This is a genomic window from Streptomyces sp. NPDC008121 (genome assembly GCF_042957155.1).
Taxonomy (GTDB): Bacteria; Actinomycetota; Actinomycetes; order Streptomycetales; family Streptomycetaceae; genus Streptomyces.
Genome location: NZ_JBIBHT010000014.1, coordinates 43,835 through 69,167, shown reverse-complemented (window position 1 = coordinate 69,167; position 25,333 = coordinate 43,835). Strand labels below are relative to the sequence as shown.

22 protein-coding genes and 3 pseudogenes are annotated in these 25,333 nt (G+C 71.9%); 13 read left to right on the top strand and 12 right to left on the bottom strand.

The annotated features are described in order from the left end of the window. Nucleotides 1-288: 288 nt before the first annotated feature. Nucleotides 289-1,974: an FAD-dependent monooxygenase gene (locus ACFZBD_RS32260; protein ID WP_391146640.1), complete on the bottom strand. Its 1,686-nt coding sequence runs from the start codon at nt 1,972-1,974 to the stop codon at nt 289-291. 250 nt (nt 1,975-2,224) lie between these two features. On the opposite strand from ACFZBD_RS32260, the gene ACFZBD_RS32255 reads away from it, so the two are divergent. From ACFZBD_RS32255 to ACFZBD_RS32225, 7 genes are all read left to right on the top strand, one after another. After that, complete coding sequence (locus ACFZBD_RS32255; RefSeq protein ID WP_391146638.1) at nt 2,225-3,394, top strand: SchA/CurD-like domain-containing protein; 1,170 nt, start codon at nt 2,225-2,227, stop codon at nt 3,392-3,394. Between the two features lie 126 nt (nt 3,395-3,520). After that, complete coding sequence (locus ACFZBD_RS32250) at nt 3,521-4,003, top strand: cupin domain-containing protein (protein ID WP_391146635.1); 483 nt, start codon at nt 3,521-3,523, stop codon at nt 4,001-4,003. Continuing rightward, nucleotides 4,000-5,268: a beta-ketoacyl-ACP synthase II gene (locus tag ACFZBD_RS32245; RefSeq protein WP_391146632.1), complete on the top strand. Its 1,269-nt coding sequence runs from the start codon at nt 4,000-4,002 to the stop codon at nt 5,266-5,268. The genes ACFZBD_RS32250 and ACFZBD_RS32245 overlap by 4 nt, the downstream gene beginning before the upstream one ends. Continuing rightward, on the top strand, nt 5,265-6,518 hold the full coding sequence (locus ACFZBD_RS32240) for a beta-ketoacyl synthase N-terminal-like domain-containing protein (protein WP_391146629.1): 1,254 nt from the start codon (nt 5,265-5,267) through the stop codon (nt 6,516-6,518). Before ACFZBD_RS32245 ends, ACFZBD_RS32240 begins: the two co-directional genes overlap by 4 nt. 24 nt (nt 6,519-6,542) lie before the next feature. Next, nucleotides 6,543-6,803 carry a phosphopantetheine-binding protein gene (locus ACFZBD_RS32235; RefSeq protein ID WP_391146627.1) on the top strand — a complete coding sequence of 87 codons (261 nt, stop codon included), beginning with the start codon at nt 6,543-6,545 and terminating at the stop codon, nt 6,801-6,803. A 2-nt stretch (nt 6,804-6,805) separates the two neighbouring features. After that, on the top strand, nt 6,806-7,285 hold the full coding sequence (locus tag ACFZBD_RS32230) for an SRPBCC family protein (RefSeq protein WP_391146625.1): 480 nt from the start codon (nt 6,806-6,808) through the stop codon (nt 7,283-7,285). A gap of 36 nt (nt 7,286-7,321) precedes the next feature. Next, nucleotides 7,322-7,654 (top strand): TcmI family type II polyketide cyclase, encoded by a 333-nt coding sequence (locus ACFZBD_RS32225; protein WP_391146624.1) that lies wholly within the window; start codon nt 7,322-7,324, stop codon nt 7,652-7,654. 134 nt (nt 7,655-7,788) lie between these two features. On the opposite strand, the gene ACFZBD_RS32220 is transcribed toward ACFZBD_RS32225, so the two are convergent. The 9 genes from ACFZBD_RS32220 to ACFZBD_RS32180 all read right to left on the bottom strand — a co-directional run bounded on the left by ACFZBD_RS32220 (nt 7,789) and on the right by ACFZBD_RS32180 (nt 16,603). Next, nucleotides 7,789-8,817 (bottom strand): methyltransferase, encoded by a 1,029-nt coding sequence (locus tag ACFZBD_RS32220; RefSeq protein WP_391146622.1) that lies wholly within the window; start codon nt 8,815-8,817, stop codon nt 7,789-7,791. Between the two features lie 48 nt (nt 8,818-8,865). Continuing rightward, on the bottom strand, nt 8,866-9,930 hold the full coding sequence (locus ACFZBD_RS32215; RefSeq protein WP_391146620.1) for a right-handed parallel beta-helix repeat-containing protein: 1,065 nt from the start codon (nt 9,928-9,930) through the stop codon (nt 8,866-8,868). 356 nt (nt 9,931-10,286) lie between these two features. Further along, nucleotides 10,287-10,880 (bottom strand): ALF repeat-containing protein, encoded by a 594-nt coding sequence (locus tag ACFZBD_RS32210; protein ID WP_391146617.1) that lies wholly within the window; start codon nt 10,878-10,880, stop codon nt 10,287-10,289. A 473-nt stretch (nt 10,881-11,353) separates the two neighbouring features. Next, on the bottom strand, nt 11,354-11,533 hold the full coding sequence (locus ACFZBD_RS32205; RefSeq protein ID WP_391146615.1) for a DUF6480 family protein: 180 nt from the start codon (nt 11,531-11,533) through the stop codon (nt 11,354-11,356). Nucleotides 11,534-11,787: 254 nt separating this feature from the next. Beyond that, entirely contained in the window at nt 11,788-12,189 is a 402-nt protein-coding gene (locus ACFZBD_RS32200; protein ID WP_391146613.1) for an SSI family serine proteinase inhibitor, read from the bottom strand. 329 nt (nt 12,190-12,518) lie between these two features. Beyond that, on the bottom strand, nt 12,519-14,135 hold the full coding sequence (locus tag ACFZBD_RS32195) for an MFS transporter (RefSeq protein WP_391146611.1): 1,617 nt from the start codon (nt 14,133-14,135) through the stop codon (nt 12,519-12,521). 370 nt (nt 14,136-14,505) lie between these two features. Next, nucleotides 14,506-15,657 (bottom strand): hypothetical protein, encoded by a 1,152-nt coding sequence (locus tag ACFZBD_RS32190; RefSeq protein ID WP_391146609.1) that lies wholly within the window; start codon nt 15,655-15,657, stop codon nt 14,506-14,508. Between the two features lie 246 nt (nt 15,658-15,903). Continuing rightward, nucleotides 15,904-16,191, bottom strand: coding sequence for a hypothetical protein (locus ACFZBD_RS32185; protein ID WP_391146607.1), 288 nt, complete (start codon nt 16,189-16,191; stop codon nt 15,904-15,906). A 118-nt stretch (nt 16,192-16,309) separates the two neighbouring features. Beyond that, a complete protein-coding gene (locus ACFZBD_RS32180) occupies nt 16,310-16,603 on the bottom strand; it encodes a hypothetical protein (protein ID WP_391146604.1) in 294 nt (97 codons plus the stop codon). 1,150 nt (nt 16,604-17,753) lie between these two features. Between ACFZBD_RS32180 and ACFZBD_RS32175 the strand changes: the two genes are divergently transcribed. From ACFZBD_RS32175 to ACFZBD_RS32155, 5 genes and pseudogenes are all read left to right on the top strand, one after another. After that, nucleotides 17,754-18,911: a ThiF family adenylyltransferase gene (locus ACFZBD_RS32175; RefSeq protein ID WP_391146602.1), complete on the top strand. Its 1,158-nt coding sequence runs from the start codon at nt 17,754-17,756 to the stop codon at nt 18,909-18,911. Nucleotides 18,912-19,234: 323 nt separating this feature from the next. Next, nucleotides 19,235-19,570: a hypothetical protein gene (locus ACFZBD_RS32170; protein WP_391146598.1), complete on the top strand. Its 336-nt coding sequence runs from the start codon at nt 19,235-19,237 to the stop codon at nt 19,568-19,570. 37 nt (nt 19,571-19,607) lie between these two features. Then, complete coding sequence (locus tag ACFZBD_RS32165) at nt 19,608-20,630, top strand: amidohydrolase family protein (RefSeq protein ID WP_391146596.1); 1,023 nt, start codon at nt 19,608-19,610, stop codon at nt 20,628-20,630. A gap of 409 nt (nt 20,631-21,039) precedes the next feature. Beyond that, nucleotides 21,040-21,732 (top strand): hypothetical protein, encoded by a 693-nt coding sequence (locus ACFZBD_RS32160; protein WP_391146594.1) that lies wholly within the window; start codon nt 21,040-21,042, stop codon nt 21,730-21,732. A 39-nt stretch (nt 21,733-21,771) separates the two neighbouring features. Beyond that, nucleotides 21,772-21,933 (top strand): annotated as a pseudogene (locus tag ACFZBD_RS32155) (ISL3 family transposase); the annotation flags it as partial. 407 nt (nt 21,934-22,340) lie between these two features. Here the strand turns inward: ACFZBD_RS32155 and ACFZBD_RS32150 are convergent. Next, nucleotides 22,341-22,896: pseudogene (locus ACFZBD_RS32150) on the bottom strand (IS5/IS1182 family transposase); the annotation flags it as partial. Then, nucleotides 22,857-23,612, bottom strand: a pseudogene (locus ACFZBD_RS32145) (IS3 family transposase); the annotation flags it as partial. The pseudogenes ACFZBD_RS32150 and ACFZBD_RS32145, both read right to left, overlap by 40 nt. A 345-nt stretch (nt 23,613-23,957) precedes the next feature. Between ACFZBD_RS32145 and ACFZBD_RS32140 the strand changes: the two are divergent. Then, nucleotides 23,958-25,235 carry a hypothetical protein gene (locus ACFZBD_RS32140; protein ID WP_391146592.1) on the top strand — a complete coding sequence of 426 codons (1,278 nt, stop codon included), beginning with the start codon at nt 23,958-23,960 and terminating at the stop codon, nt 25,233-25,235. Nucleotides 25,236-25,333 lie beyond the last annotated feature (98 nt).

The following is a 25,333-nucleotide window of genomic DNA, read 5'->3' as shown; positions in this document are numbered from 1 at the left end:
CCGCCGGTCCGCCGGCGCCGTGAGCGCGCTGAGGACAAGGCAGCAAGCAACGAGCACCAAGCAGGGGGCACCAATCCAAGCCACAGGCACCAAGCGCCGAGCAACCGGGCACCAAGCAACGGGCCCTCATATGCGGTCTCTGCCACTCCCGTCCGGGGGGCCGCTGCCATCGACGGCTGCTCTCGTCCGGGGACCGCTCCCGCCTGACGGCGACTGCCCTCTGGGCCCGCTCCTGTCCGGGACCGCTCCCTCCGGGCCCCGCTCCCTCCGGGAGCTCCCGCCCTTCGGTTACTCCCGTCCCAGGATTCCTCTCACCGCGGCCCGCAGCTGCGCCCCGGGGTCCTCGGCTGCCTGCGGACTGCGCCAGGCGACGAACCCGTCGGGGCGTACCAGGATGGCTCCGCTTTCGGTGACGCCGTGGGCCTGGGCCCAGTCCTGCCCGTCCGACGGCGCCAGGTCGGCCCCCTCCTCACCGCCACCGCTGTCGCTGGTGCCGATGCGGTAGGCGGCCAGCGGTACCGCCAAATCTTCGGCGACTGCGGCGGCCGCCGTGTGCCATCCGCCCGGGTCGCCGGCCCCGCACAGCAGCACCAGCGTCCGTTCGTACAGGTCCAGGGTGGAGAGGCGTTCGGTGCCGCGCTGCAGCCACAGGTGAGGCGCCCGCGTTCCGGGCTCGCCTGTCAGGTGCAGCCTGTCGGGCACGACGGGCTGTTCGGGGTCGGCGCCCAGGACCGCGCCGTGGGGGTAGCGGTAGCCCAGGACCACGTTGAGGATGCCGCCCTTGCGTCCCGGAGGGCCGCCCGTCTCCACGCCCGGGGCGTAGCCGGGGTGGCTGTGTTCGGCCGAGCGTGCCGAGGCGCGGTTGCTCGTCGCCTCGGCGACCGGCCGCCGTTCGGTGCCGTAGGACGCCAGCAGTGCGGGCGCGGCCCAGCCCTGCAGGACCGCGGCCAGTTTCCAGGCGAGGTTGTGGGCATCCTGGATGCCGGTGTTGGATCCGAACGCGCCGGTCGGCGGCATCTCGTGGGCCGCGTCCCCCACCAGGAACACCCGCCCCTGCGCGTACTGTTCGGCGACCCGCTGGGCGGCGTGCCACGGTGCTTTGCCGGTGATCTCCACATCGAGGTCGGCCACGCCCACCGCCCGCCGGATATGTTGCACGCACCGCTCGTCGGTGAACTCCTCCAGCGTCTCGCCGCGCTCGGGGTGCCACGGCGCGTGGAACACCCAGCGTTCGGTGTTGTCGACCGGCAGCAGCGCCCCGTCGGCCTGCGGGCCGGTCAGGTAGCACACGATGAAACGCCTCTCGCCGACGACGTCGGCCAGGGAGCGTGAGACGAAGGTGATGCTCACGTTGTGAAACAGGTCGCCCGGGCCGCTCTGCGCGATGCCCAGGCGCTCGCGGACGGGGCTGCGCGGCCCGTCCGCGGCCACCAGATAGTCCGCGCGGATCGTCAGATGCTCACCGCTCTCACGGCTCTTGACCTGCGCGGTCACCCCCTCGGCATCCTGTTCGAACGACATCAGCTCCGTGGCGAACCGCAGATCCCCGCCCAGCTCGAGCGCACTGTGGCGCAGCACCGGCTCCAGGTTGTTCTGGCTGCACAGGCACCACTGGGCGGGGCTGAAACGCGCCAGCCCCCCGCCGGGGTCGATCTCCCTGAACAGCCACTCGCCCTCGTCGCGGCCGCCGGCCAGGCTCGGCACCTGCAGGATCCCGTTGTTGCCCGACAGCACCGAGGCCGCCTGGCGGATCCGCTCCCCCGCCCCCGCCCCGCGGAACAGCTCCATCGTGCGCACGTTGTTACCGCGCCCGCGCGGATGGATCGAGGTCCCGGCATGACGCTCGACCAGCGTGTGCGCCACCCCCAGACGCCCCAGGAACAGCGAGGCCGACAAGCCCACCAGAGAGCCGCCGACGATCAGCACCGGGGTGCGGTGCCCGATCTCGCCGGCCGTCGGTTCACATCGGTTCATTGCCTGCCTCCAGCTCAGCAGCGACGCGCGGTCGGGGATGGCAAGCCCATGCCTGCCCGCCCCCGTCCCCGCTCCCGTACCCCGGACACCCGGTTGCCGCGCAGTTCACTCGTCCGCCTCACCAGGCTGGCGAAGCCCCCCGCCCCGCTCAACGATCGGCACACGGCGCCCCGGTGCGCTTTCGCCCGCGGCCGTCGTGTTCCGCCGTTTCCGCCATCCCCCCCTTTGACGAAGAGACGAGGTGCGCCCGATGACTCCTGCGGGGCGCGTATCACAGTCGGCATTCGACGGCTCGCGACTGCGGGTGATCCTGCTGCTCGACCTGTACGAGGGAGCCCAGGAACAGTTCCTTCAGGCCTACGACGTCATGCGCAGACAGGTCGCCTCCGTCCCCGGCCACGTCAGCGACCAGCTGTGCCAGTCCATCGAGAACCCCTCGCAGTGGCTCATCACCAGCGAATGGGAAAGCGCCCCGCCGTTCCTCGCCTGGGTCAACAGCGAAGAACACGTCGAGACCGTCAAACCCATGCACAGCTGCGTGCGCGACACCCGCTCGATGCGCTACAGCATCCTGCGCGAGACCGGCCCGTCCGGGACCGCACCCGCACCCGTACCCGCCGCCCACGACGCCCATGACGCCGGTGTGGTGCCCGCCGCCGGGCATCTGGCCCCCCGCGTCGGTGAGGGAGTGGTCCGCCACGCCCTGACCTTCACCGTCAAACCGGGCAGCGAATCGAAGGTCGCCGAGCTCCTGTCCGCCTACCAGTCGCCCCAGGCCCGCGTGGACGAGACCACCCGCCTGCGCCGCACCTCGCTGTTCATGCACGGCAACCGTGTCGTGCGGGCCGTCGAGGTCGAAGGCGACCTGCTGACCGCCCTGCGTCACGTCGCCCGCCAGCCCGAGGTACGCGCGGTCGAGGAAGCCATCAACCCCTACCTCGAGCAGGACCGGGACCTGCGCGACCCCGAATCGGCCCGCCTGTTCTTCACCCGCGCCGCGCTCCCGGCCGTCCACCACGTCGTCTCCAGCCGGCCGGCGCCCGACAAGCTGCGCCGCCACGCCCTGTACTACCCGGCCCGGCCGGGCCGCGGACTGGAACTCGCCCGGCTCCTGGCCGAGCAGGACCAACGCGCCGCGGCCGCCCCCGACCACCCGGTCCACAGCAGCACCGTCTTCCAGCGCGACGACATCGTGGTCCGCCTCATCGACATCACCGGCGACCTCGACCTCGACCCTGTGGCCTCCCTCGGCCTCACCCCCACCGCCCCGGGCGGCCCGGTGGCCGATGACCGCCTTCAAAGCCTGCTGGACGGCCCCGCGATCGGCGCCGAGGGCTCCCTTACGGACGAACGCACCCTCAACCGGCTCCTGTCGCACGCCGAGATGCAGCCCGTCACCGACCGCACCGCGGCCCCCTGACCGACCCGTCAAGGCCCCGCGCCGCCCCCTGACCGACCCGTCAAGGCCCCGCGCCGCCCCCTGACCGACCCGTCAAGGCCCCCGCGCCGCCCCGGCCCGCCACGCCCCACCCCCGGAGGAACCACCATGCTCAAGCAGCGGCCCCGCATCGTGAGCCTGACCGACACCCAGCCCAACCACAGGCGCGGAGGTGACCTGCGAGCCATGCTCACGCCGGCCACGGTCGGCTCCACCAGCGGCTTCATGGGCCTGGCCATCGTCCAGCCCGGCGAGCGCATCGCAGAGCACTACCACCCCTACTCCGAGGAGTTCGTCTACGTCGTCGCCGGCGAGCTGGAAGTGGACCTGGACGGCGAGAGCCACACCCTGCGCCCCGACCAGGGCCTGCTGATCCCCATCGACATGCGCCACCGCTTCCGCAACACCGGCTCCACCGAAGCCCGCATGGTCTTCCACCTCGGCCCGCTCGCCCCCCGCCCCGAACTCGGCCACGTCGACACCGAAGCCGCCGACGACACCGGCCGCGCCCCCGGGCTCGCCGCCACCGGCCCGCACCTGTCCGTCCACGACACCGGCCGGGCCCCCGAGACAAGCGGGGCCGTCGAGTGACCCGGCGCGTGGCGGTCACCGGCATAGGCGTCATCGCCCCCGGCGGCAGCGGAACCCGCGCGTTTTGGGACCTGCTGTCCGCCGGGCGCACCGCGACCCGCGGGATCACCCTGTTCGACCCGGCCGGCCTGCGCTCGCGCATCGCCGCCGAATGCGACTTCGACCCCACCGCCCACGGACTCGACGCGGACCTGATCGCCCACAGCGACCGGTACATCCAGTTCGCCGCGGTCGCCGCCGCCGAAGCCGTACACGACAGCGGATGGGACCCCGAAGCTTCAGACCCCTGGCGCACGGCCGTCTCCATGGGCACCGCCGTCGGCGGCACCACCCGCCTGGAACACGACTACGTCCTGGTCAGCGACACCGGCCGGCGCTGGGACGTCGACCACCACGCGGCCCGGCCGCACCTGCACCGCGCGTTCTCACCCAGCACCCTCGCCTCACTCGTCGCCGAACGCTTCCACGCCCGCGGCCCCGTCCAGACCGTCTCCACCGGCTGCACCTCCGGACTCGACGCCGTCGGCTACGCCTTCCACACCATCCAGGACGGCCGGGCGGACATCTGCATAGCCGGCGCGTCGGACTCGCCCATATCGCCGATCACCATGGCCTGCTTCGACGCCATCAAAGCGACCTCCCCCGACAACGACGACCCCGCCCACGCCTCCCGGCCCTTCGACGACAACCGCAACGGCTTCGTCATGGGCGAAGGCGCCGCCGTCCTGGTCCTGGAGGAATACCACCACGCCCGCGCCCGCGGCGCCCACGTGTACTGCGAGATCGGCGGCTACGCCACCTACGGCAACGCCTACCACATGACCGGCCTGACCGGCGAAGGCCTGGAGATGGCCCGCGCCATCGACGACACCCTCACCCAGGCCAGGCTCGACGCCACCGCCATCGACTACGTCAACGCGCACGGCTCGGGCACCCGCCAAAACGACCGGCACGAGACAGCCGCCGTCAAAGAATCCCTCGGCGCCCACGCCTACCGCACCCCCATGAGCTCCATCAAATCCATGGTGGGCCACTCCCTCGGCGCGATCGGCGCCATCGAGGTCGCCGCCTGCGTCCTCGCCCTGCGCCACCAGGTGGTCCCCCCCACCGCGAACTACGAGACCCCCGACCCCGAGTGCGACCTGGACTACGTCCCGCGCACCGCCCGCCCACGGAAGCTGAAGAACGTGCTCTCCGTCGGCAGCGGCTTCGGCGGCTTCCAGTCCGCGGTGCTCCTGACCCGACCGGGAGGCACGACACGATGAGTACGAAACGCCCACGGCGGGCGGCCGTCACCGGAATCGGCGTCATCGCCCCCAACGGACTACGCACCGACGCGTACTGGAAGTCGATCCGCGAAGGCCTCACCGTCCTGGACCGGATCACCCGCGAGGGATGCGCGCACCTGCCCCTGAAAGTCGCCGGCGAGGTCCGCGGCTTCGACGCCGCCGACCTCATCGAAGAACGCTTCCTCGTCCAGACCGACCGGTTCAGCCACTACGCCATGGCCGCCGCCTCCCTCGCCCTGGACGACGCCGGCCTGAACACCACCGACCCCCACGACCCCTTCTCCATCGGCGTCGTCACCGCCGCCGGCTCAGGAGGCGGCGAATTCGGCCAGCGAGAACTGCAGAAACTGTGGGGCCAGGGATCCACCTACGTCGGCCCCTACCAGTCCATCGCCTGGTTCTACGCCGCCAGCACCGGCCAGATCTCCATCCGCGGCGGCTTCAAAGGACCCTGCGGAGTCGTCGCCAGCGACGAAGCCGGCGGCCTGGACGCCCTGGCCCACGCCGCCCGCACCGTACGGCGCACCACCGGCGCCGCCGCCGTCGTCGTCGGAGCGGCCGAAGCCCCCCTCGCCCCCTACTCCATGGTCTGCCAGCTCGGCTACCGCGAACTGAGCACCGCCGAGGACCCCGACTGCGCCTACCGGCCCTTCACCACCGCCGCCTGCGGCTTCGTACCCGCCGAAGGCGGAGCGATGTTCGTCGTCGAGGACGAACAAGGCGCCCTGGAACGCGGAGCGGACATCCGCGCCGTCCTGGCCGGACACGCCGCCACCTTCACCGGCGCCTCCCGCTGGGAAGAATCCCGCGAAGGCCTCGCCCGGGCCATCACCGCAGCCCTGCAGGAAGCGGACTGCCACCCGCACGAGATCGACGTCGTCTTCGCCGACGCCCTGGGCGTCCCGGCCGCCGACCGCGCCGAAGCCCTCGCCCTGGCCGACGCCCTGGGCCCCCACGCCGCCCGCGTCCCCGTCACCGCCCCCAAGACCGGCACCGGCCGCGCCTACTGCGGAGCGCCCGTCCTGGACACCGCGGCAGCCGTCCTGGCCATGGAACACGGCCTGATCCCCCCCACCCCCAACGTCTTCGACATCTGCCACGACCTCGACCTCGTCACCACCCGCGCCCGGCCCGCCGAGCTGCGCACCGCCCTGGTCCTCAGCAGAGGACTCATGGGATCCAACGCGGCGCTGGTGGTACGCCGCGCGGACGAACCCGCCCGCTGAAAACCGGACGCAAAGGAGCACACCATGAGCATCACCGAACTCACCTTCGGCGAACTGGCCACGCTGATGAAGCAGTCGGCCGGCGTCACCGTCGACCCGAGCGTGCTGCAGAACACCCCCGACACCCCCTTCAGCACCCTGGGCGTCGACTCCCTCGGTCTGCTGGGCATCGTCGGCGAGCTGGAGAACCGCCACGGCGTGGCGCTGCCGCCCGACGCCGAGCGCAGCAAGACGCCGGCCGACTTCCTCACCCTCGTCAACAGCACCCTGAAGACCGGAGTCTGACCATGCCCGGCCACACCGACAACAGCATCACCATCGACGCCCCCCTCGACCTCGTCTGGGACATGACCAACGACATCGACAACTGGCCCCGGCTGTTCACCGAGTACGCCTCCGTGGACGTCCTGGCCCGCGAGGGCGACACCACGACGTTCCGCCTGACCATGCACCCCGACGAGTCGGGGAAGGTGTGGAGCTGGGTGTCACAGCGCACCGTGGACCGCGCCACCCGCACCGTGCGCGCCCACCGCGTCGAGACCGGGCCCTTCGACCACATGAACATCCGCTGGGAGTACGCCGAACAGCCCGCGGGCATCCGGATGCGCTGGATCCAGGACTTCGCCATGAAGCCCGACGCGCCCGTCGACGACGCCGGCATGACCGAGCGCATCAACCGCAACTCCGCCACCCAGATGGCCCTCATCCGCGACCGTATCGAACAGGCCGCCCGCCAGCGCCCGCACGCACCGGTCATGCCCGGCTGAGCCGCAGGCACGCAGCACACCGCAGAAAGGAAACCGATGCACCACGCTCTGATCGTCGCCCGCATGGCCCCGGGCTCGGCACCGGCGATCGCCGACGTGTTCGCCGCCTCCGACCGCGGCGAACTCCCGCATCTGGTCGGGGTCTCCCGGCGCAGCCTCTTCCAGTTCGGCGACGTGTACCTGCACCTCATCGAAGCGGAGAAAGACCCGGCCCCCGCCATCGCGAAGCTGACCGGGCACCCCGAGTTCCGCAGCACCAGCGAGCAGCTGTCGGCCTACGTCAGCGCCTACGACCCGCAGACCTGGCGCAGCCCCAAGGACGCCATGGCGCACTGCTTCTACCGCTGGGAGCGCGACCCCCGCCCCTGACCGGCCCCCTTCGCCGGCGGGGAGCCCCCGGCACAACTCGTGAGGCCGCCGCCTCCGCACCGACGCGGAGACGGCGGCCTCACAGGTTGTGCCGCCCGGTGTCCCTCTTTTTTCGTGTGCCCGGCCGCGCGTGATCAGCCGGGCGCGGTGCACTCGAAGGCGTGGAGGTAGGCGTTCACCGGCCGGATCTGCCCGACCACGAGCCCCGCCTCGCCCAGCCGCTCGCACATACTGCTGCGGGTGTGCTTCGCACCCCCGACATTGAGCAGCAGCAGCAGGTCCATCGCGGTGGTGAACGCCATCGAGGCGGTGTCGTCGACGAGGTTCTCGATGACCACGACCCGCGCACCGGGCCGGGCCGCCTTGCGGACGTTGGCCAGCGCCCGGCGGGTGCTGTCGTCGTCCCACTCCAGGATGTTCTTCAGGATGTACACATCGGCCTGGACCTCGATGCTCTGCCGGCAGTCCCCGGGCTCGATCCGCACCCGGCCGGCCAGCGCCCCGCCCTCCCGCAGCCGCGGATCGGCCATCTCCACCACCATCGGCAGATCCAGCAGCGTCCCGCGCACCGACGGATGCTTCTCCAGCAGACTCGCCAGAACGTGCCCCTGCCCGCCCCCGATGTCCGCGACCGACGACACCCCCTCCAGGTCCAGCAGCGCGGCGACGTCCTGCGCGGACTGCCTGCTCGAGGTCGTCATCGCCCGGTTGAACACGTGCGCCGACTCGGGAGTGTCCTGGTGGAGATGGGTGAAGAACTCCTTGCCGTACACCTCCTCGAACACGCTGCGGCCCGAGCGCACCGCCTCGTCCAGCTTCGGCCACACGTCCCACGTCCACGGCTCGGTGCACCACAGCGCGATGTACCGCAGACTGTGCGGATCGTCCTCCCGCAGCAGCCGGGACATCTCCGTGTGCGCGAAGGTGCCGTCGGCCAGCTCGGTGAACACCCCCTGGCAGGCCAGGGCCCGCAGCAGCCTGCGCAGCGTCTGCGGCTGGGTCTTGAGCGCCGCGGCCAGATCCTCCACGGCCATCGGCGTCTGCGTCAGGGCGTCCGCCACACCCAGGCGGGCGGCCGCACGGACCGCGGCAGCGCACGCCGCCCCGAAAACGAGCTCCCTCAGCCGCATGGGCGGCGGGGGAGAGGGATCAACAGTCGTCATCCGTTGCCTAGCCTTTGCTGTCGTGCCGAGGAGGGTGGCCGGGGAGGGTCAGCACATGCCGGCAGGCTCCGAGACCGCGCACCTGTTGCCGCCGAAGGTGTTGCCCTTCCCGGTGTCACGGTTGGCCAGATCGGCCGTGCCGTTGCGCAGCACGACGTTGTCGCGGATCTCGTTGTGCTCGTTGAGAGCCCCGACGAAGCTCTTGTACAGCACGATCCCGCCCGACATCGGCGAGGTGCCGACGTTGTCCACGATCCTGTTCCGTGTCACCTGCGTCTTCTCCGCGCCGGTCAGGACGATGCCCGAACCCTGCAGGAACGACAGCCGGGGGGTGGCCGGGCAGTGCTTGTTGTTGGCCCGGATGTGGTTGCGGCTCACGCTCATCTCCCCGGCCCGCGGAAGGACCTCGTCACCGACGACGAACACCCCCGCGCAGTTCCCGGTCGCCTCGTTACGGTCGACGCTCAGGTGCCTCAGGCGCCGCACCGTGATGCCGATCCGGTTGCCGGACAGCACGTTACGGCTGATCACCGTCCCCTCGGCGTCGTCCGCGCCCTTCTCCCGGTCGATGGTGTTGGCGACGAAGATCCCGGCGTCGCCGTTGTCCCGGGCGGTGTTGTCACTGAACTCGGCGCGCACCGAACGCTCCTGGGCCAGGCCCCACTGCCCGTTCTTCTCCGCACTCACCCGCTGCACCCGCAGGCCCTCGGTCCGCGTCGCCCACAGACCGTTCTTGGCGAAACCCCGCAGGGTCAGCGAGCGCAGCGTCACCTGCCCGACGGGCCGGCCCTCGGTCCCCGTCACACAGATGCCGTGCCCGGCCTTGCCGCACACATGGGTGCCGGGTGCCTCGGCCGGCACCAGGACGGTGGAACGGGCACCCGAACCCCGCAGGGTCAGGTTCGAGGTGGTGATACTGACGCTCTCCCGGTAGGTGCCGGGAGCCAGCATCACGGTGTCTCCCGGCCGGGCCGCGTCCACGGCCTTTTGGACCGACTCACCGGGTTTCACCCAGTGCACGGTGTGGCCGGCCGCCACAGGGGCGCCGGCACCGACGGCAGTGGCGGACAGGGACAGGGCGAACGCCGCGTAGGCGATCTTTCGTTTGGTCATGGGCCGAAGCTAAGAGCGCGCGCCGCGCCCCGCCACCAGTGATCCCCCTGCCGGGCACACTGTCCCCCGGATGCCCCCACACACCCCCGTTCCGGCCACCGACACTCCCGCCCCGGGCCGCGCCGGGCAGACCGCGCAGCCGGACACAGAGCGCCGGCCGCGGGCCGGGCGGCGGGCAGCACCCGCGGGGGAGCGAACCGCCACAGGCGCCCGGCCCGCCACCGGCCCGCCACCGGCCCGCGACCGGAGCCGCCACCGGAGCCGCGACCGGCCGGGGCACGGCCGGGGGCGGCTCCGGCGGGCGGGTGCCCCCGCTCCCGGCGCCCGGGGCCGGCCGGCCAGACGAACCACCCCTGCTACCGGCGGCGTTCCCAGAAGGACCGCAACGCCTCGGGCGTGCCCTCCTCCAGGGCCTGCTCCGCCTCGGCGCGCAGCGCGGGCGCAAGGGCGGGATCGGCGAGCAGCCGGAAGAGGGCGACCGCGTCGTCCTCGGCCCGGGCAAGGCGGTGCCCGCTCTCCAGGAACCCGCGCAGCGCCTGAGCGGTACCCGCCTGCAGCGCCTTGGTGGCCTCGCGGACGACCGCTCTGTCGCCGTTGCTTCCCGCGGCCGCCAGGATGCGGAAGACCTCGACACGGTCGTCGATCTCCTTCGCCGCCCACCGGCCCGTCTCCAGGAAGTACCGCCGGTCCTCGGCGGTGCCGTCCATGGCCGCCTGGGCGCGGTCGCGGACGGACCGGCCGGTGGCCGGGTCGCCGATGATCCGCAGGATCGCGACACGGACGTCGTCGTCGGACATCTCGCTCACCGGCGTGTCCGGGCCGCCCGTGCGCGCTACGGCCGTCACCCCGGCGCCCGGGCCGCCGGCGGCCGCGGAGGCGGGCGCGGCGAGCAGGAGCGCCGGCGTCAGGACGAGGGCCGCTGCGGTCAGGGCAGCGCGGGTCGGTCTCATCAGGGGAACCTTCCTGGAGGGTGTCGTCCGAAGGGGCTTCGCGAAAGAGCCGGCGCACGACCGGCCCGCCCCGAAACGGCCAGCGCCGGGGCGGACAGACGGATACGGCGGTGAGGCCGGCGCCTGATCGGTTCGCCCATCCTTGCCGCCGGGCGCCGCCGACGTCATTGCCGGCAGCGGGCAGTCCTCACCGGCGTTTTGTTGCCGTACGCGTACGAGCCGCTCGCCTGCCAGGCCGCCGGGTCACTCCCGCCAGAGCACGACCAGGAGCCGCCGCCGGGAGGCACCGAGGAGAACGCGCACAGCGCGCCGAAGTGCCCCGGCAGGTACTTTTTCGGGCCGCCCGCGTCGGAGGGCCGCCCCGGCCGGAGCCCGGACCCCCTCTCGGGGGCACGTTCGAGGGCGGCCCGCGGCAGCACCCGGCGCGCAGAGCAGGGCAGGGCCGGTACCGCCGGCCGGGGCACCGCCGTGGTTTACAGAGCGATCATGCGGACGACGAAGAAGGCGGCGACCAGGACCGCGCCGGCGATGATCAGCCACATCCAGAAGCCCGGATGCTCCCACAGACCGCCGTCCGCACGCTCCTCGTGCGCCTCGGCAGTCGAGCCTTCGGCCGGAGGCGTCTCCTCCGGGGGGACGAGTGGATCAGTCATACCCTCAGGGTCGCGTCACCCGCCCCCTTACGCATCCGCGGGCCGGCCCGCCCCGCCCGGCGCGCTGCCCGCACCACCCCGGGCTGCCCCCGGTGAGGGCCGGCGACGGGACCGCCCGGGACAGGGCGGGGTCTGCCGCACCGGCCGTGCGGCCGCCCGCCCCCCGTGCACGCCGTACGTCGCCGGCCGCGGAAGGCCCCGCAGCGGCCTGCGGTGATGCGGTGACCGCCCTGGCCCGGTCCGGGCCGGGCCGGTCAGAAGAGGAACAGGCTCGCGGTGTCGGCCTGCAGGGCGCAGGTGTGGGCGTAGGACCGCGTCCAGTCGACGGGCCGCCCCTGGTAGGTGCCCGTCGCGGTGGCGACGACGGGGTCGTTGCCCGCGACGCAGGCAGGGGTGCCGGCGGGCCGGGGCAGGGCGTGGAGCGCGTCGAAGTCCCCGCCGGCCTCCGCGAGGTCGGCGCACGCCCTCGCCCGCTCGACGTGGCCGGCGCCCGGCCCGGCCGGGCAGGAGAGGAGTACTGCCTCGGTCCGGCCTGCGTCGGCTGCGCTGACGCTCAGGACGAGTTCCGCGGTGCCGGGCCCGGGGGCGGCGTGGGCGAGGCCGGCCGTGCTCGCGGCGAGCAGGGTGAGGGCCGCGAGGGAAAGGATCTTGTTCATGCCGGGACAACGACCCTGACCGGGCCCGGTCACCGCGCTCCCGGGGCGGGTTACCGCGCCTCCGGGGCGGGCCACCCCCCGGGCCGGGTCACCACCCTGGGAGCGGGTCGCCGCCCCTCCGGGCCGGGTCGCCGCACCCCCGGGCCGTGTCGCCGCACCACCGGGCCCGGTCACCGCGCCTCCGGGGCGGGTCACCCTCCGGGCCGGGTCGCCGCCCCTGGGGCGGGCCTGCCGTTGTCCGGCCCCGCCGCCCGCTTCCGTCTTCGCGCCGCGGGCTCCCGGCCGGGCGGCGCCTGGCCCTCAGGCGCCCCCGGGGTTCCCGCGGCGGGTCACGGCCCGGCCGAGCCGGGCTGGGCCGTGGGGATGCGGTGGGTGAAGAACAGGGCGAGGAGCGCGGCGAGAGCGAGGATGGCGAGTGCGGCGCGCAGCCCGTCGAGCCGGGCGGCGGCGTTCGCCTCCAGCGCGTCCTGCGTCAGCTGTTCCCCGGTGCCCGCTTCGGCCAGGGCACTGCGCAGCTGGGCGTCGGAGAGGAAGGGCACGCCGCTTTGGAGTTCCACGGCCGCCCGGCTCTTCACACTGGCCGGAACCGCCGGATTGCGCTCCACGCTCGCCAGGAAGGACGACGTGAGCGAGGCGATCAGGATCGATCCGGCCAGTGCGGTACCGATCGAGGCGCCGAGGTTGGTGACGGCGTTCTGGACGCCGCCGACTTCCGCGCTCTTGTCCTGCGGCACCGCCGAGACGGTGACCGAACCCAGCTGGGAGGCGAGCGCGCCCATCCCGAGCCCGATCAGGAGCAGGGGAACCGTGACCACTTCCGCGCCGGCGCCCGCGTCGAGAGCGGCCATCAGGCTCACCGCACCGACGAGCAGCGCGGTGATCCCGATCCGTACCACGCGCCGGGGCGAGACGCGGGGGAACAAACGCGGGATGAGGACGGCGGCGGCGAGCAGGGTCACCGAGAGCGGCAGCAGGCGGGCACCGGTGGCGAGCGCGGACAGGCCCAGGGCGACGGAGAGGTAGAGGGGGACGACGAAGAACACGCCCATCTGGACGAGGTACTGGAAGAAGAACATCGTCAGGCCACCGGTCAGCTGCCTGTTCCGCAGCATCGCGGGGTCCAGGAGGGGCTCCCTGCGCTGCCGGACGAGGCGGGCCTCCCAGCGCAGGAAAAGCCAGCTGAGCCCGATGCCCAGCAGCATCAGCCACACGGTCAGGCAGACCCCGAGCAGCGCGGGCGCGCCGGGCTTGGGCTGGAACCAGCCCCACTCGCCCGAGCGGAGCACACCGTAGACGAAGCTCCCCAGCCCCAGGGCGGACAGCACCGTACCGGCCAGGTCGAGGCGCGGCCGTTCCCCGCCCGCCGCGTCGGCGACCGGACGGGCGAGGAGAAGGATGCCCAGGACGACCAGGACCTCTCCCGCGAACACCCACCGCCAGGAGAAGTACGTGGTCGCGACACCGCCGATGAGCGGGCCGGCCGCGATCGCCACCGCCCCGGCCGCGGCGACCAGCCCGTAGGCGGCGGGACGGCGCTCCGCGGGGAAGTTGCCCGCCACCAGCGCCACGATCGCCGGCAGGATCAGCGCGGCCCCGATCCCCTCCAGCAACGCCCAGCCGATCAGCAGCACGGGAAGGTTCGGGGCCACAGCGGTGGTCAGGGAACCGCACCCGTAGACGACACAGCCGGTCATGAACGCGCGCTTGCGGCCGATCAGCGCCCCGGCCTTGCCGCCGGGGATCATGAGCATCGCCATCACCAGGGTGTAGGCCGTGATGGCCCCCTGGATCCCCGCGACCGTCGTGCCGACGTCCTCGGCCACCGTGGCGATGGAGACGTTCATGACAGAGCTGTCGAGCGCCATCAGGAACTGCCCGGCCGCCAGGGCCAGCAGGACCACACGCGCCCCCGCCGCCCCTTCGGCAGTGCCTGTTTCGGGTGCCATGACCGGCATTGTCCCGGCCGTCCCCCAGGGCGCGGCGCACGACCCGCCGTGCGCGGTCAAGCGCGGCCCCGGCCGCGCGGGCAGCCCCCGGGCGGGCGCCGCGGGCTTCGCCTCCGCCGGCCGGCCCCTGGCCGGCCCGCCACGGGCCTGTCGCCGGCCGGTCCCTCGCAGCCCCGCCGCCTGCCGCGTTCCCCAGCCCCAGGGCCCGTACGGCGAGCGACCTGCACGCGAATGCGGCCCCGCAAGCCCCACAAGCACCGTGCCGCCCTGGGCAAGCCCGCCGCCGGAACCCGGCCGCGTCGGGGCGGAACCCGCGTGCACCGGCCGCGCGCACCGGGCACCGGATCGCGGGTCTTTCCCTCTCGGCCCTCTACCGGTTCGGCCGGCGGAAGAGGGCGAGCGTCTTCGTGAGGGATTTCAGCGCCGAGGTGTCCTGCCCGGCCGCGGCCGGCGCGGGCACCCGGGCCGCGCCGTTGCCGCCGGTCGCCTCGGCGAGCGCGGCAAGCGCCGACTCGGCCGCTTCCCGGTACAGGTCACAGGAGGCCGTCATGGCCTCCAGCGCCCTGGCGTAGCTGGTGACCATGGCCCGTGCGTGGAGGAGCTCCTCGTCGGGGGTGAGCAGGTGCCAGCCCTGGCGCAGTCGTGTCAGGACCTCTTCGGCGCCGGCCGGCAGCGGCCGCGGCAGGGCCGCGAACTCCGTGATCTTCCCAAGGAGTTCGGCCGGCTGCGTGCCGTCCAGGAAGACATCGCGCACGGTGAAGCGCTCCGCGTCGTAGCCCGGCATCCCCGGCGCCGTGGGCAGGACGACGGCCCCGCCGCGCGGCAGCCCCACGCCCAGCTCACGCGTCAGCGCGAACCCGGCGGTCAGCGCCTGCTCCGGCGTGGCCCGGTGCTCGACCACCCGGTGCCGCAGGCTCGGCGGCAGGAACGCCGTGACCGGCCGGCGCCCCCGCGCGTCCGGCGTCATCGCCTCGTGCACCACGACATGGATGGACCAGCTGCGCCGGGCGCACTCGCGCAGCAGGCGCCGCATCTCGCCGTCGTCCTTGGGCAGGTGGTTCGTCCGGCGCAGCCGCACGCCCGGCACCCGCTCGTGATCCCAGGCGACCTGCTCACTGTCGGGCCAGAACACGGTCGCGGGTGAGGGCCACTCCGCCTCCCACGCCCGCTCCGCCTCGGCGGCCAGCACCCACAGGACGCCCTCGCCCTCACCGCGGCGGGACTCCGCCTCGTACGTGGTCAGCTGAGCGCGCACGGTGACACCGCCGGCCACCCGCCAGCGCGCCTCGAAGAGCCGGCGGGCCAAGGGCCCGGGGTCGGCGGAGGCGTCCCGGGGGAACAGATCGCTCGAGCGGGCCGCCTCGACCGGATCGAGATCCAGGAAGCCGTCGATCACCCCGGCCGCCTCGAGGGCGAGCAGGTTGCGCCGGACGTCCCGCTCGGCCTCGGGCCCGAGGTGACGCCCCCGCCCGAGCCACACGGTGTCGGGGACAGCGGTCGATGAAGAGCTGTTCTTGGCCATGGAACCGTCCAGTGGGTGATCAGGGCTCGACCAGTATGGTCCGCGTCCCGGGCCGCGCGGTCCATCAGGGCACCGCCCCGCCGGACTGGGACACGGCCACCTCCCCGGCTGGCCGCGACGGGCGCCGCCGGCCGGGGAGCCCGCCTTCCGGCGCCCGACCGCGCCTCTTCGACGTCGTCCGCTGAAACACGGCTCCCCCTTCGCGGCCCGGCCGGCCCGTGACGGCGGCGCCGCCCGCCCGTCCCGTCAGCGGGCCGCCGCGGCCGCACGGGGAACCGGCCCGGCCTGCGCCATGCGCACCCGGTGCGCCATCCGGCGGGCGGCGTGCACACTGCGGCGCGCCAGGCAGAGCTCGCCCGCCGGGACGTGGCAGGTCGGGCAGGGCTCGGCGAAAGCACCGTGCCGGAAACGGCGGTGCGTCTCGTAGGCGGCGTCCAGCATCGCGTCGAGCGCCGAAGACGGCAGAGCGGCGGACGTACCGGCGGCTGCGCGCACCGGCCGGCGGGGGAGGGGCAGGACCGGGGTGGGCTTCATGGCGGGCATCTCCTCGTGCGGCGGGGGGTACGGGGCCGTAGGTCCTCGCACTCCATACGCCGGCAGGGCGGCGGTTCTCCCCGCCTACCCGCGCGGCCGCAGCTCAGACGTGGCAGGTTCACGCTCCCCGGCCCGATTCGTCAGCCAGGTGCAGGTCCATCTCCGCCTCGAGCGCGGCCTGCATGAGGTGCTGCGCGAGCTCGGGGAGAATGCCGCCCTCACCCATCAGACGCAGACCGCCGGCCGCGGTCTTCTCCGCCGCGAGCGCAGCCAGTTCCTCCAGCAGCTCGGGCGAAAGACCATTCCCGGACACCGGCATCGACTTCACACCGGCACCCTCAGCGGTCTCATCAGCCCTGGCAAGCGACACGCCGCCATCCATCCCGATCGTGTGACTCGTTGTCGTACCCATCAGATGACTCCTTCGAGGAAGGAACCCGCCTCATTCATGACACTCCCACCCGCCCGCGGAACAGTGCCGTCCCGGCCCGCCCCGGCCCGCTCCCAGAGCACCCGCCCCGCCCCCCCCGGGGCGCTGTCGCCGCGTGGCGGCGCGGTCACCCTGACGCGGGACGCAGTGACCTGGCGAGCAGCCGGCAGGGGGAGCTCCGCCGGCCCCGGGCCTCGTCATGGCGTGCCGCCCCCGGCGCTCTCACCGGAGCGCATGCCTCCCCTTCCCGTCTTCTTCTCGTACCCGCGTTCTTGTGTGGGAGCTGTCAGGAAGTACACCTCACGGGGGTGCACAAGTGCGCAGAAGACGCGTGCGGAAACTGCTGCAGTCGATGGCGACCGGGGAGCCGGTCACACTCCGCCTCTCCTCGACCACGTTCACAGGCATGAGCCGACTGGACCTTGCGGCCGAGCAGTTCGGGTACGTGTACATGGACCTGCACATGCACGGCAGGGGACAGTACTTCACCATGCTGCTTCCGCCGGGCCGCAGCGAGCACGCACGAGGAAGCCGGCTGGCCGGCGAGGTGGGGGGCTTCGCCTGCGGGATACGCGAACAGGTTGCGGACGGCGCGATGTTCACCTTTCCGCAGTGGCCGTGGCGACGGCAGGTGCTCCCGGCGGCACACATGCTGCCGGCCGCGCGATCCACGTACGAGGGGACCGTCACCTATCCCGGAGGCACCATCCCGGGCCCGCGCGGCGGCGGACTGGGCCCGCTGTCCCCACGCGGCCGGCGGACGCACCGCCGCCCGGCGAACCCGAGGTGCGCGAACTCCTCAAGGCCCGCATGTGCACCGGTCTCGGGCGCCAGCACTCGGCCAGGCACCGGGCGGTGATCGCAATCGACCCCTCCCTGGCGGCCGCCTCGGGCCGTCACCGGCACAGCGGGCAGGAAGGCCACCGTCACCGCGGCCTTCACCCTCCGGTCCTGGCCTTCCGTCACGCGGCGCCGTCCTGTGTCCGGCACCCGCCGGGCGACGGCGGCGCCACGCCCGCGTCCGGGCAGCGGGGGCGCAGAGGGGGCGCATCCGGCTAGAAGATCAATTCGAGTGCGCCCCCTGCGAGTGACACACCAAGATCCACGATCTTGGATTGTTAGCGTCGTCGCCGTGGATCACTTGCTGTCTTCCGGCCCCGAACCGGCCCCCTTCGTCCTCCCTTCGCCCCGCCAGGCCGGTGAATCGTTCCGTCCGGTTCTGCTGGACCCGTCACAGCCTGCCGGGGCCCAGGCCCTGTCCGCGCTGCGTGACTCGACCCTGCTGCGCGAGGTGCACGACCGCATCGGGGACCAGGTCGCCGAACTCGTGCGATGCCAGGCACCCGGCGATTCCTGCGCCGGGCAGGCCCTGGACCGGGCGGTCACGCAGGTCGTCTCGGGCCGGCCCGGCAGGTACGGCCGGTGGGCCTGGTATCCGTGGTCGGGGCGTCTGGTGCACGTGCTGCCCGAGGCGGAGTTCCGCCTGGTCCGCACCGACCGCAACCGCGACAAGATCACCCGCGGGCAGCAGGAGGGACTGCTGCGGCGCCGGATCGGCGTGATCGGGCTGTCGGTGGGCGGCAGCACCGCACTGACCTGTGCCATGGAAGGCGTCGGCGGCGCCTTCCGGCTGGCGGACTTCGACCGGCTCGGCCTGTCGAACCTGAACCGGCTGCGCGCCGGCGTCCATGAACTCGGCCTGGAGAAGAGCGTGCTGTGCGCCCGGCGCATGTACGAGCTCGATCCCTACCTGGACATCGAGGTCCACCGGGGCGGGGTCACCGACGGAAACCTCGTCGACTTCATCGGCGACCAGGACCACGCCCTGGACCTCCTCGTCGAGGAGTGCGACACCCCGTGGGTGAAGGTCGCCGCACGCGAGCACGCGCGGCGCCGCCGGGTCCCCGTCCTCATGGACACCAACGACCGGGGCGTCCTCGACATCGAACGCTTCGACCTCGAAGGGGACCGTCCCCTCTTCCACGGCCGCATCGGAGCGACGACCGCCGCCGACGCGGCGGGCCTGAAGGGTGAGGAGGCCATCCGCTTCCTCCTCAGGATCGTCGACGAACAGAAGCTGAGCCCCGCGATGAGCGACGCTCTCACCCGGGTGGGCCGCACCCTCTCCAGCTGGCCGCAGCTGGCCAGCGGCGTCATGCTCGGCGCGGCCCTCGTCACCGACACCGCCCGCCGCATCCTGCTCGGCGAACCACTGCCCTCGGGCCGCCACCGGATCGACCTCGAGACCCTCATCCCCGCCACGCCCGCACCGCACGGAGCCGCCCGGTGAACCGCGTCCCCGAACTCCGCGGCGACCATCTGCGGCTGCGGGAACTGCACGCAGCCGACCACGACGCCTTCGCGCGGATCCTCACCCACCGCTGAGCGGCGCCCTGTCGCCCTGGCCACGAGCGCACGCGCCATCGAACAGGCCGCCCACGAACAGCACCCCGGCTACACCGCCCCCGACAACCCAGCCCAGAGCACCGACCTGATGACGACGGCCCTGGGCTACCGCTACGCCTCCACCGCCGTGTCAGGAGCTGACACCGGTGCGCCGGTCATCCCCGGAACTCTCCGCCTGCAGCCGACCCCGGCACCAGGGCCCCGCACATGACCATTGAGCACCAAGGGAAAACCCGGTCCACCATCGACCTGTACGAGCAGTCCTTCATCCTGCTCTCCGGGCTTCCAGAGGGACCATGGCACGTGGCCGCACGTGACACTGCGCAACAGCTCAGCCTGCCTCTGGTTTCCTACTGCATCGGCGCCCGCCCCGGCTGCGATCTGCACGCCGGTACCGAGGACTGGGCCACCACCCATGGCGTCACCTCCCAGGAAGCCGTTCTCATCCGGCCTGACGGAATGGTTGCCTGGCGCTGTCCAGGCCTCCCCGAAAACCCCGGGACCGTCCTGCGCAGCGTCCTGGAAAGCATTCTCAGCCGCTGATCCCCCGCCGCAGCGGACCAACTGCAGGGAGCCCCTCATGAACACCGAAACCACCCCACTGCCACCGCACGGCGACACGGCTCTTCCCGCCCCCTCAGACGACGGCGGACCCCGCAACGGACGGATCGACGTCCACCACCACTACACCGCCCCCCAGTGGGTGCAGTGGGCCGAAGCACGCGGGATCGCCGACCGCAGCAAACTGCCGCCCTGGACCCGCTGGGACGAATCCGCCGCCCTGGATCTGATGAACCAGGCTGGCACCAGCACCAGCATTCTTACCGTTGCCATGCTCGGGCGTATCAAAGAGGCAGCAACACGCAGAGAAAGCACACGGGTCGCCCTCGAAGCCGCAAGCGATCTGACGAGAAGACACGCCGGGCGCTTTGCCTTCTTCGCCCCCGTCTTCCTCGACGACACCGAACTCTCCCGCTGGTCCTTCGCCCACGGAATGGACCAGCTCGGCGCAGTCGGAGTCAGCGCGCGCACCAGCATGGGACACACCTACCTGGGCGACCCCGAACTCGACCCGCTCATGGCAGAACTCAACGAGCGCTCTGCCGTCATCAGCACCCACCCCATGGAAGTCAGCAGCACCGGCACACCCGCCGGCGTGCCCCCCTTCCTGTGCGACTTCCTCATGGACACCACGCGCGCCGCACTCAACCTGATCATGAACGGCACGCTGGACCGATTCCCGCAGCTCACCTTCATCCTCCCGCACGGCGGCGGCTACCTTCCCTACATGGCAGACAGAGCCAGCATCTTCGCCCGCCAGCTCACACCAGCGGTCGACCCGGGACGTGTCTACGACTATCTGCACCGCTTCTACTACGACACTGCCGCACCCATGTCCCCGACGGCCACCCCGACCCTTCTGGCCGCCGCCGGCTCCTCGCGCATCCTGTACGGAAGCGACTGGCCCCCCACCCCCACCCGCGTCGTAACCGAGGTGACAGCCCCCGCTCTGGACAACGATCCCGGCCTTGGTGAGCTGGAACGCAGCAGCATCAACCGCGGGAACGCCCTGCGCCTTCTGCCAACCCTTTTCCGCACCTGACTTCCCCCTGCGGAAGGCCGCCGGCCCCGCGGCTCAGCAGGCGCCCGCCCGCTGCAGTGCCCCCAGCCGGGACTGTAAGTGCCTGATTGAGAACCGGTGACGGTAAGTGGAGAGTCACGTTCGTGGCGAAGAGGTGAATGCATGACAGGACTCCTGTAACAGCAGCGGTTGCGAAGCCAGACCGTTGCCCCAGGAGCCCTGCCATGCCGTTGTGCTGCGTCAAGCCCGCTGGTACCAACTCCGGTCGCGGTGCAAACTGTTCGTTGCCGCCTGCCGCTTCGGGCAGGGTGCTGACGCGGCCGGTCTGGGGATCTGGCATGCGAAGCCGGCCAGGCGGCCGGGACTGCCGGAGGCGTCCATGTCGCCGCCGGCGGCAGCGATGAGCTCGGGCAGGCAAAGAGCGGCGGAGTTGGCGACCGGCACGGCCAGAGCTCGCCTTATGCTGCTGCCACGCCTGACCGCCAACTCGTTGGCCAGTCCCTTGTCGTTTCCCGGTGAAAGGCTGTACCCGATGCGAGAGCGCGATTTCCGTCTGGGGCACCTGCCGTTCCTGACACGAACCCGGCCTGCGCTCCCGCCGCATGACCCTGAAACAGTTATGGCCACGGCCGAAGCGTTGTTCGGCTGTGAGGGCGAGTTCTTCACCGTACCCGGATCATTTCCCGAAGTTCCGGACCACCTCATCTTCAGCGACACCACATACGCCGTGCTCCGCACGCCCAGTGCAGTCACAGACGAAACTTGGTACACCGTTCGCGATGTAGATGGCCACCGCCAGATTCTCGGTGAGCCGGGCCCTAGGAAGATCGACACCGTTCGCAGCGCTCTGAGCCAGCTCGCCAAGCTCCGCATGGAACACGTGGCGCGCGTCACGCGTAATCGGGTAGACCTCCTCGGCTTGCCCCCAGTACCAGCCGTGCGCCTGGGGCACGACGAACTCACGCCCGCCCGCGTCCTGCACGTTAGATGCGGATGCGACCGCGTTCCCGGACTTTCCGCTCACTACGAAAACCTTGAAGAGGCCGCTGATCGGCTGAACGGATTCGAAGCGATATCGATCTGCCCTACATCCTTCTCCCCCGCTGCGACTCTCGGTTTTTGACAGTGGGGTGAGGGACAGTGGTGGTGTTTGGGGGTGTTGATGCTGGTCTTAGCCGCCGCCGTCCGGAATTTCGCCCCGCTTCTGAAGCCTCACCCCGAGAACGCCGCCGCACTCGGACACTGGATCGCCCAGATCCGTACTGCCGACCTGCCGCGCCTGCACGCCTTCACCCGCGGCCTCGAGCGAGACCGCGACGCTGTGTCGGGGCCGGGCACGGCGGTGGGGTAGCTGATCTGCTGCCAGGCCTGGCCGGGGATGGCCAGGACGGCCCGCCTGATGGAGGGCTTCATGCCGCAGGAGAGCGAGAAACGGGCTCCGGCCCGGCGGCAGGCGGCGATCACACCAGCGTTGTAGAACTGCGAGTCCGCGCGCAGGATGCGGGTGCCGGTGCAGCCGGCCTCGGCGGCGGTGGCCAGGGCTTCACTGACGGATTTCGAGGCGCCGCGGGAATCGGCTGCCTTCCCGCGGCGCATCCGGACCCCGGCGATCACCGGCCTGGAGTGCGAGGTGCAGATCGTGGCGAGCAGGGTGCGTATGCCTTTGAACCGGCCGTACTCGGCACCCTGTCTGGTCCGGCCGTAGATGCGTTTGTGGGTGGAGTCGACGTTCTTTTCGGTGCAGCGCCGGAGTTTGCCGTGGTCGTTCGTCCACGAGTGGGTGCGCTCGGCCACCCAGCGCTTGCCTGCTTGAAATTGGGGCGGGTACTGCCTTGCGCGTGATCTCGGCCGTGTAACCCAACTCGGCTATCAGCAAACGGGACTTGACGCTGTCCTAGCCCCGGTCGAGGCTGACGTTCACCGTCTCCGGTATCGCGCCGACCTGCCCCTTCGCCGCATCCGATGCGGGGCCGGGCAGGGGCGAATCGTGCCGGTTCGCGCCGGCGGAGACCAGGCCGAGCGGAACACCGCAGGCGTCGGACGCGACGGAGCGTTTCAGCCCCTGCTTGCCCCGGTCCACCGGTGACCGCCCGGCCTTGTCGCCACCGGACGGGGCCTTGGTGATGCAGCCGTCCACCGGGATCTCGCTCAGCCCGGGGCCAACTATGCGGTCATAGGCCCCGAGCGCGAGGGCATGGACCCTCTCGGAGAGGTCGGTGCTTTCCCCGTGATCGTGGACACCGGTTGTTATGCGGCGGTGGCCAGCGTAGTTGATCGCTGCTCGTAGTGACCGGGCTGATCTGGCCGAGGCAGGAGTGCCGTCGGCGGGTGTTGTAGCGGGTCGTCCATCGGAAGACAGCGAGGCGGGCCTCACGGGCTCCGTTCCACCGTTTCGCCCTTGCAGCGTCTCGCGTTTCATGGTCGCGTTCAGAGATTCCGCAGCGTTGTCTGCGCTGGTGCCCACTGCGCCGCGTGATCTGGTCACGCCGAGCTCCGTTCAGACCTGGGCGGACTCCTTCGATACGTACTGGGCCCCGTTGCCGCTGTGGAAGACCGCCCCGTGCAGGCCGCCGTCTCCGCGGGCAGCCGCGGCGGCCCTGAGCGCGTCGGTTACGCATGTGGTCAGGGATCGACCAGCCCGCCAGGCGTTTCGAGCACAGGTCCAGCACCGTGGCGAGACAGAGGAAATGTCGCCGACGTACCTGGTGTTCAACAGTTCGGCGGTGAAGTCGCGCTGCAGCAGGTCCTGCACCGGTGCCGTCGCTGGTTCGGGGACGGTGGTGCGGACCTTTTTGCGCAGGTGCAGCCCGATGATGCTGAACGTGCGCATGACGCGCTCGACGCGCTTATGGCTGACCGGTCTGCCGGCGTCCCTTCGGCGGTGACGCGTGGGACCCCGTAGGTGCCGTCCGATTCCCGATGGATCCCGGTGATGCGTTCGGCGAGCCCGGCGTCCGCCCGGGCCCGGCCGGCCCGCCTGTCCGAGCCGGCCCGCCACCGGTAACTTCGGCACACTCCGCCGCTGCACCGGGCGACGAAAGAACGCCATCGGGTTCTGCATCGCCCTGGCCTGCATATTCGTCACCGTCCGCCACCTGATCGCCAGGCATGGACCCACTACCGCTGGAGCACACGCCCCCCGCACCCCGCATCCGATGGCCTACGGGCGGACGTTCTTACTGCACGTAACCATCCGCACAGTGTGCGCGATTTGTGCGATGTATCCCTTTCTTTCGGTGGTTGAAGCTGAAAGGATGGACGACCGGACTGGCCCCGCGAGACGGCGCCGGGGGAACGCAGCATTTCCGCCCTCACAGCGCCCTGGGGCAGCTAAAGGATGTGACATCCATGGCACATGCAGTGGAAAGCGATATGACTTCCCGGCGCCGGGCCCGCTGGTATGAGCGGCCTGCGGCTGCAGTGAGCGCGGTTCTGCTGGCGGGGGCTTCGGCCTGGGCATTTACTCCGGCCGCTCCGGCATCAGCGGCACCGGTGACCCAGACCTTCTCTGCTCCCGGGGCGCATACCTTCACGGTACCCGAAGGTGTTACGCAGATATCGGTTGAAGCGGTCGGAGGCCGCGGCGGAGCCGAGCGGACTGGAAGCCCCGGAGGCACGGGGGACCTCGTCAATGGCACTCTTACGGGCCTGACGTCCGGCCAGCAGCTGACCGCGGTAGTCGGCGGCGATGCATCCGGCGGCAGCAGCTGCATCCCGGGTGCGGAGTGCACCGGCGGGTCCAACGGCGGAGCAGGCGCAGGCGGCGGCTTCGGCGGCGGCGGCGGCGGCGCTTCCGATATCCGCACGGAGCCCTCCGATCTCAGCTCACGCCTCATAGTTGCCGCCGGCGGCGGCGGGGCAGGCTCCTCCCTGGAGACTGAAACCGGCGGCTGCGCCCAGGGCAGCCCCGGTGGCCGTGCGGGCCAGGCCGGGGCTGACGGGTCGTGCAGCGGCGGTACCGGCGGGCAGGCCGGCAGTACCGCCGACGGCGGTGCAGGAGGAATCCCGGGCGGCGCGCCCGGCACCCTCGGCACCGGCGGAGCAGGCGGAGCCAACGGGGGAGGCGGCGGTGGCGGCGGCATCTACGGCGGTGGCGGCGGAGGCAGCTTCCTCGGCTTCCCTGTCTTCGGTGCGGGCGGCGGCGGAGGCGGCGGCGCATCCCTCCTGCCTCCTGGTGACGGACTCCGCGCGCAGGCGGATGGAGCCCCGCGCATCACCATCACCTACGAGGCGCCCGCCCCGGCCGGTCCGGCCGATGTCTCCCTCGACCTGCAGGGCCCGCCGACCGTGAACCGCAACGGCACGTTCACCTACACCCTGGTGGCAACGAACAACGGCCCCGGCACGGCCCAGGACATCAGCGCGGTACTGGGCACCAGCCGCTACACCCAGGTCCAGTCCACTACTCCTGCCGCACAGTCCGGCACATACCGCAGCCTGAGCGGAACCCTGTGGAAGACCACCGCCGACCTGGCGCCCGGCCAGCAGGCCACCTTCACCGCCACCGTGAAGGCCAACGCCCCCGGCGGCACCAGCATCCTGGCAGCAGCAGCAGCCGGATCCCAGACCCAGGAACCCAACTGGGGCAACAACGCTGACGCACTCGTCACCCGCGTCAACCGCTGACCTGCACCCCTGCACCAGCAGAAAAGGGGAAAATTCCTGCACCTGCAGCATCAGCACAGGCATAGCCTGCAGTGCCCTCCCCGGATGAGGACGGGCAC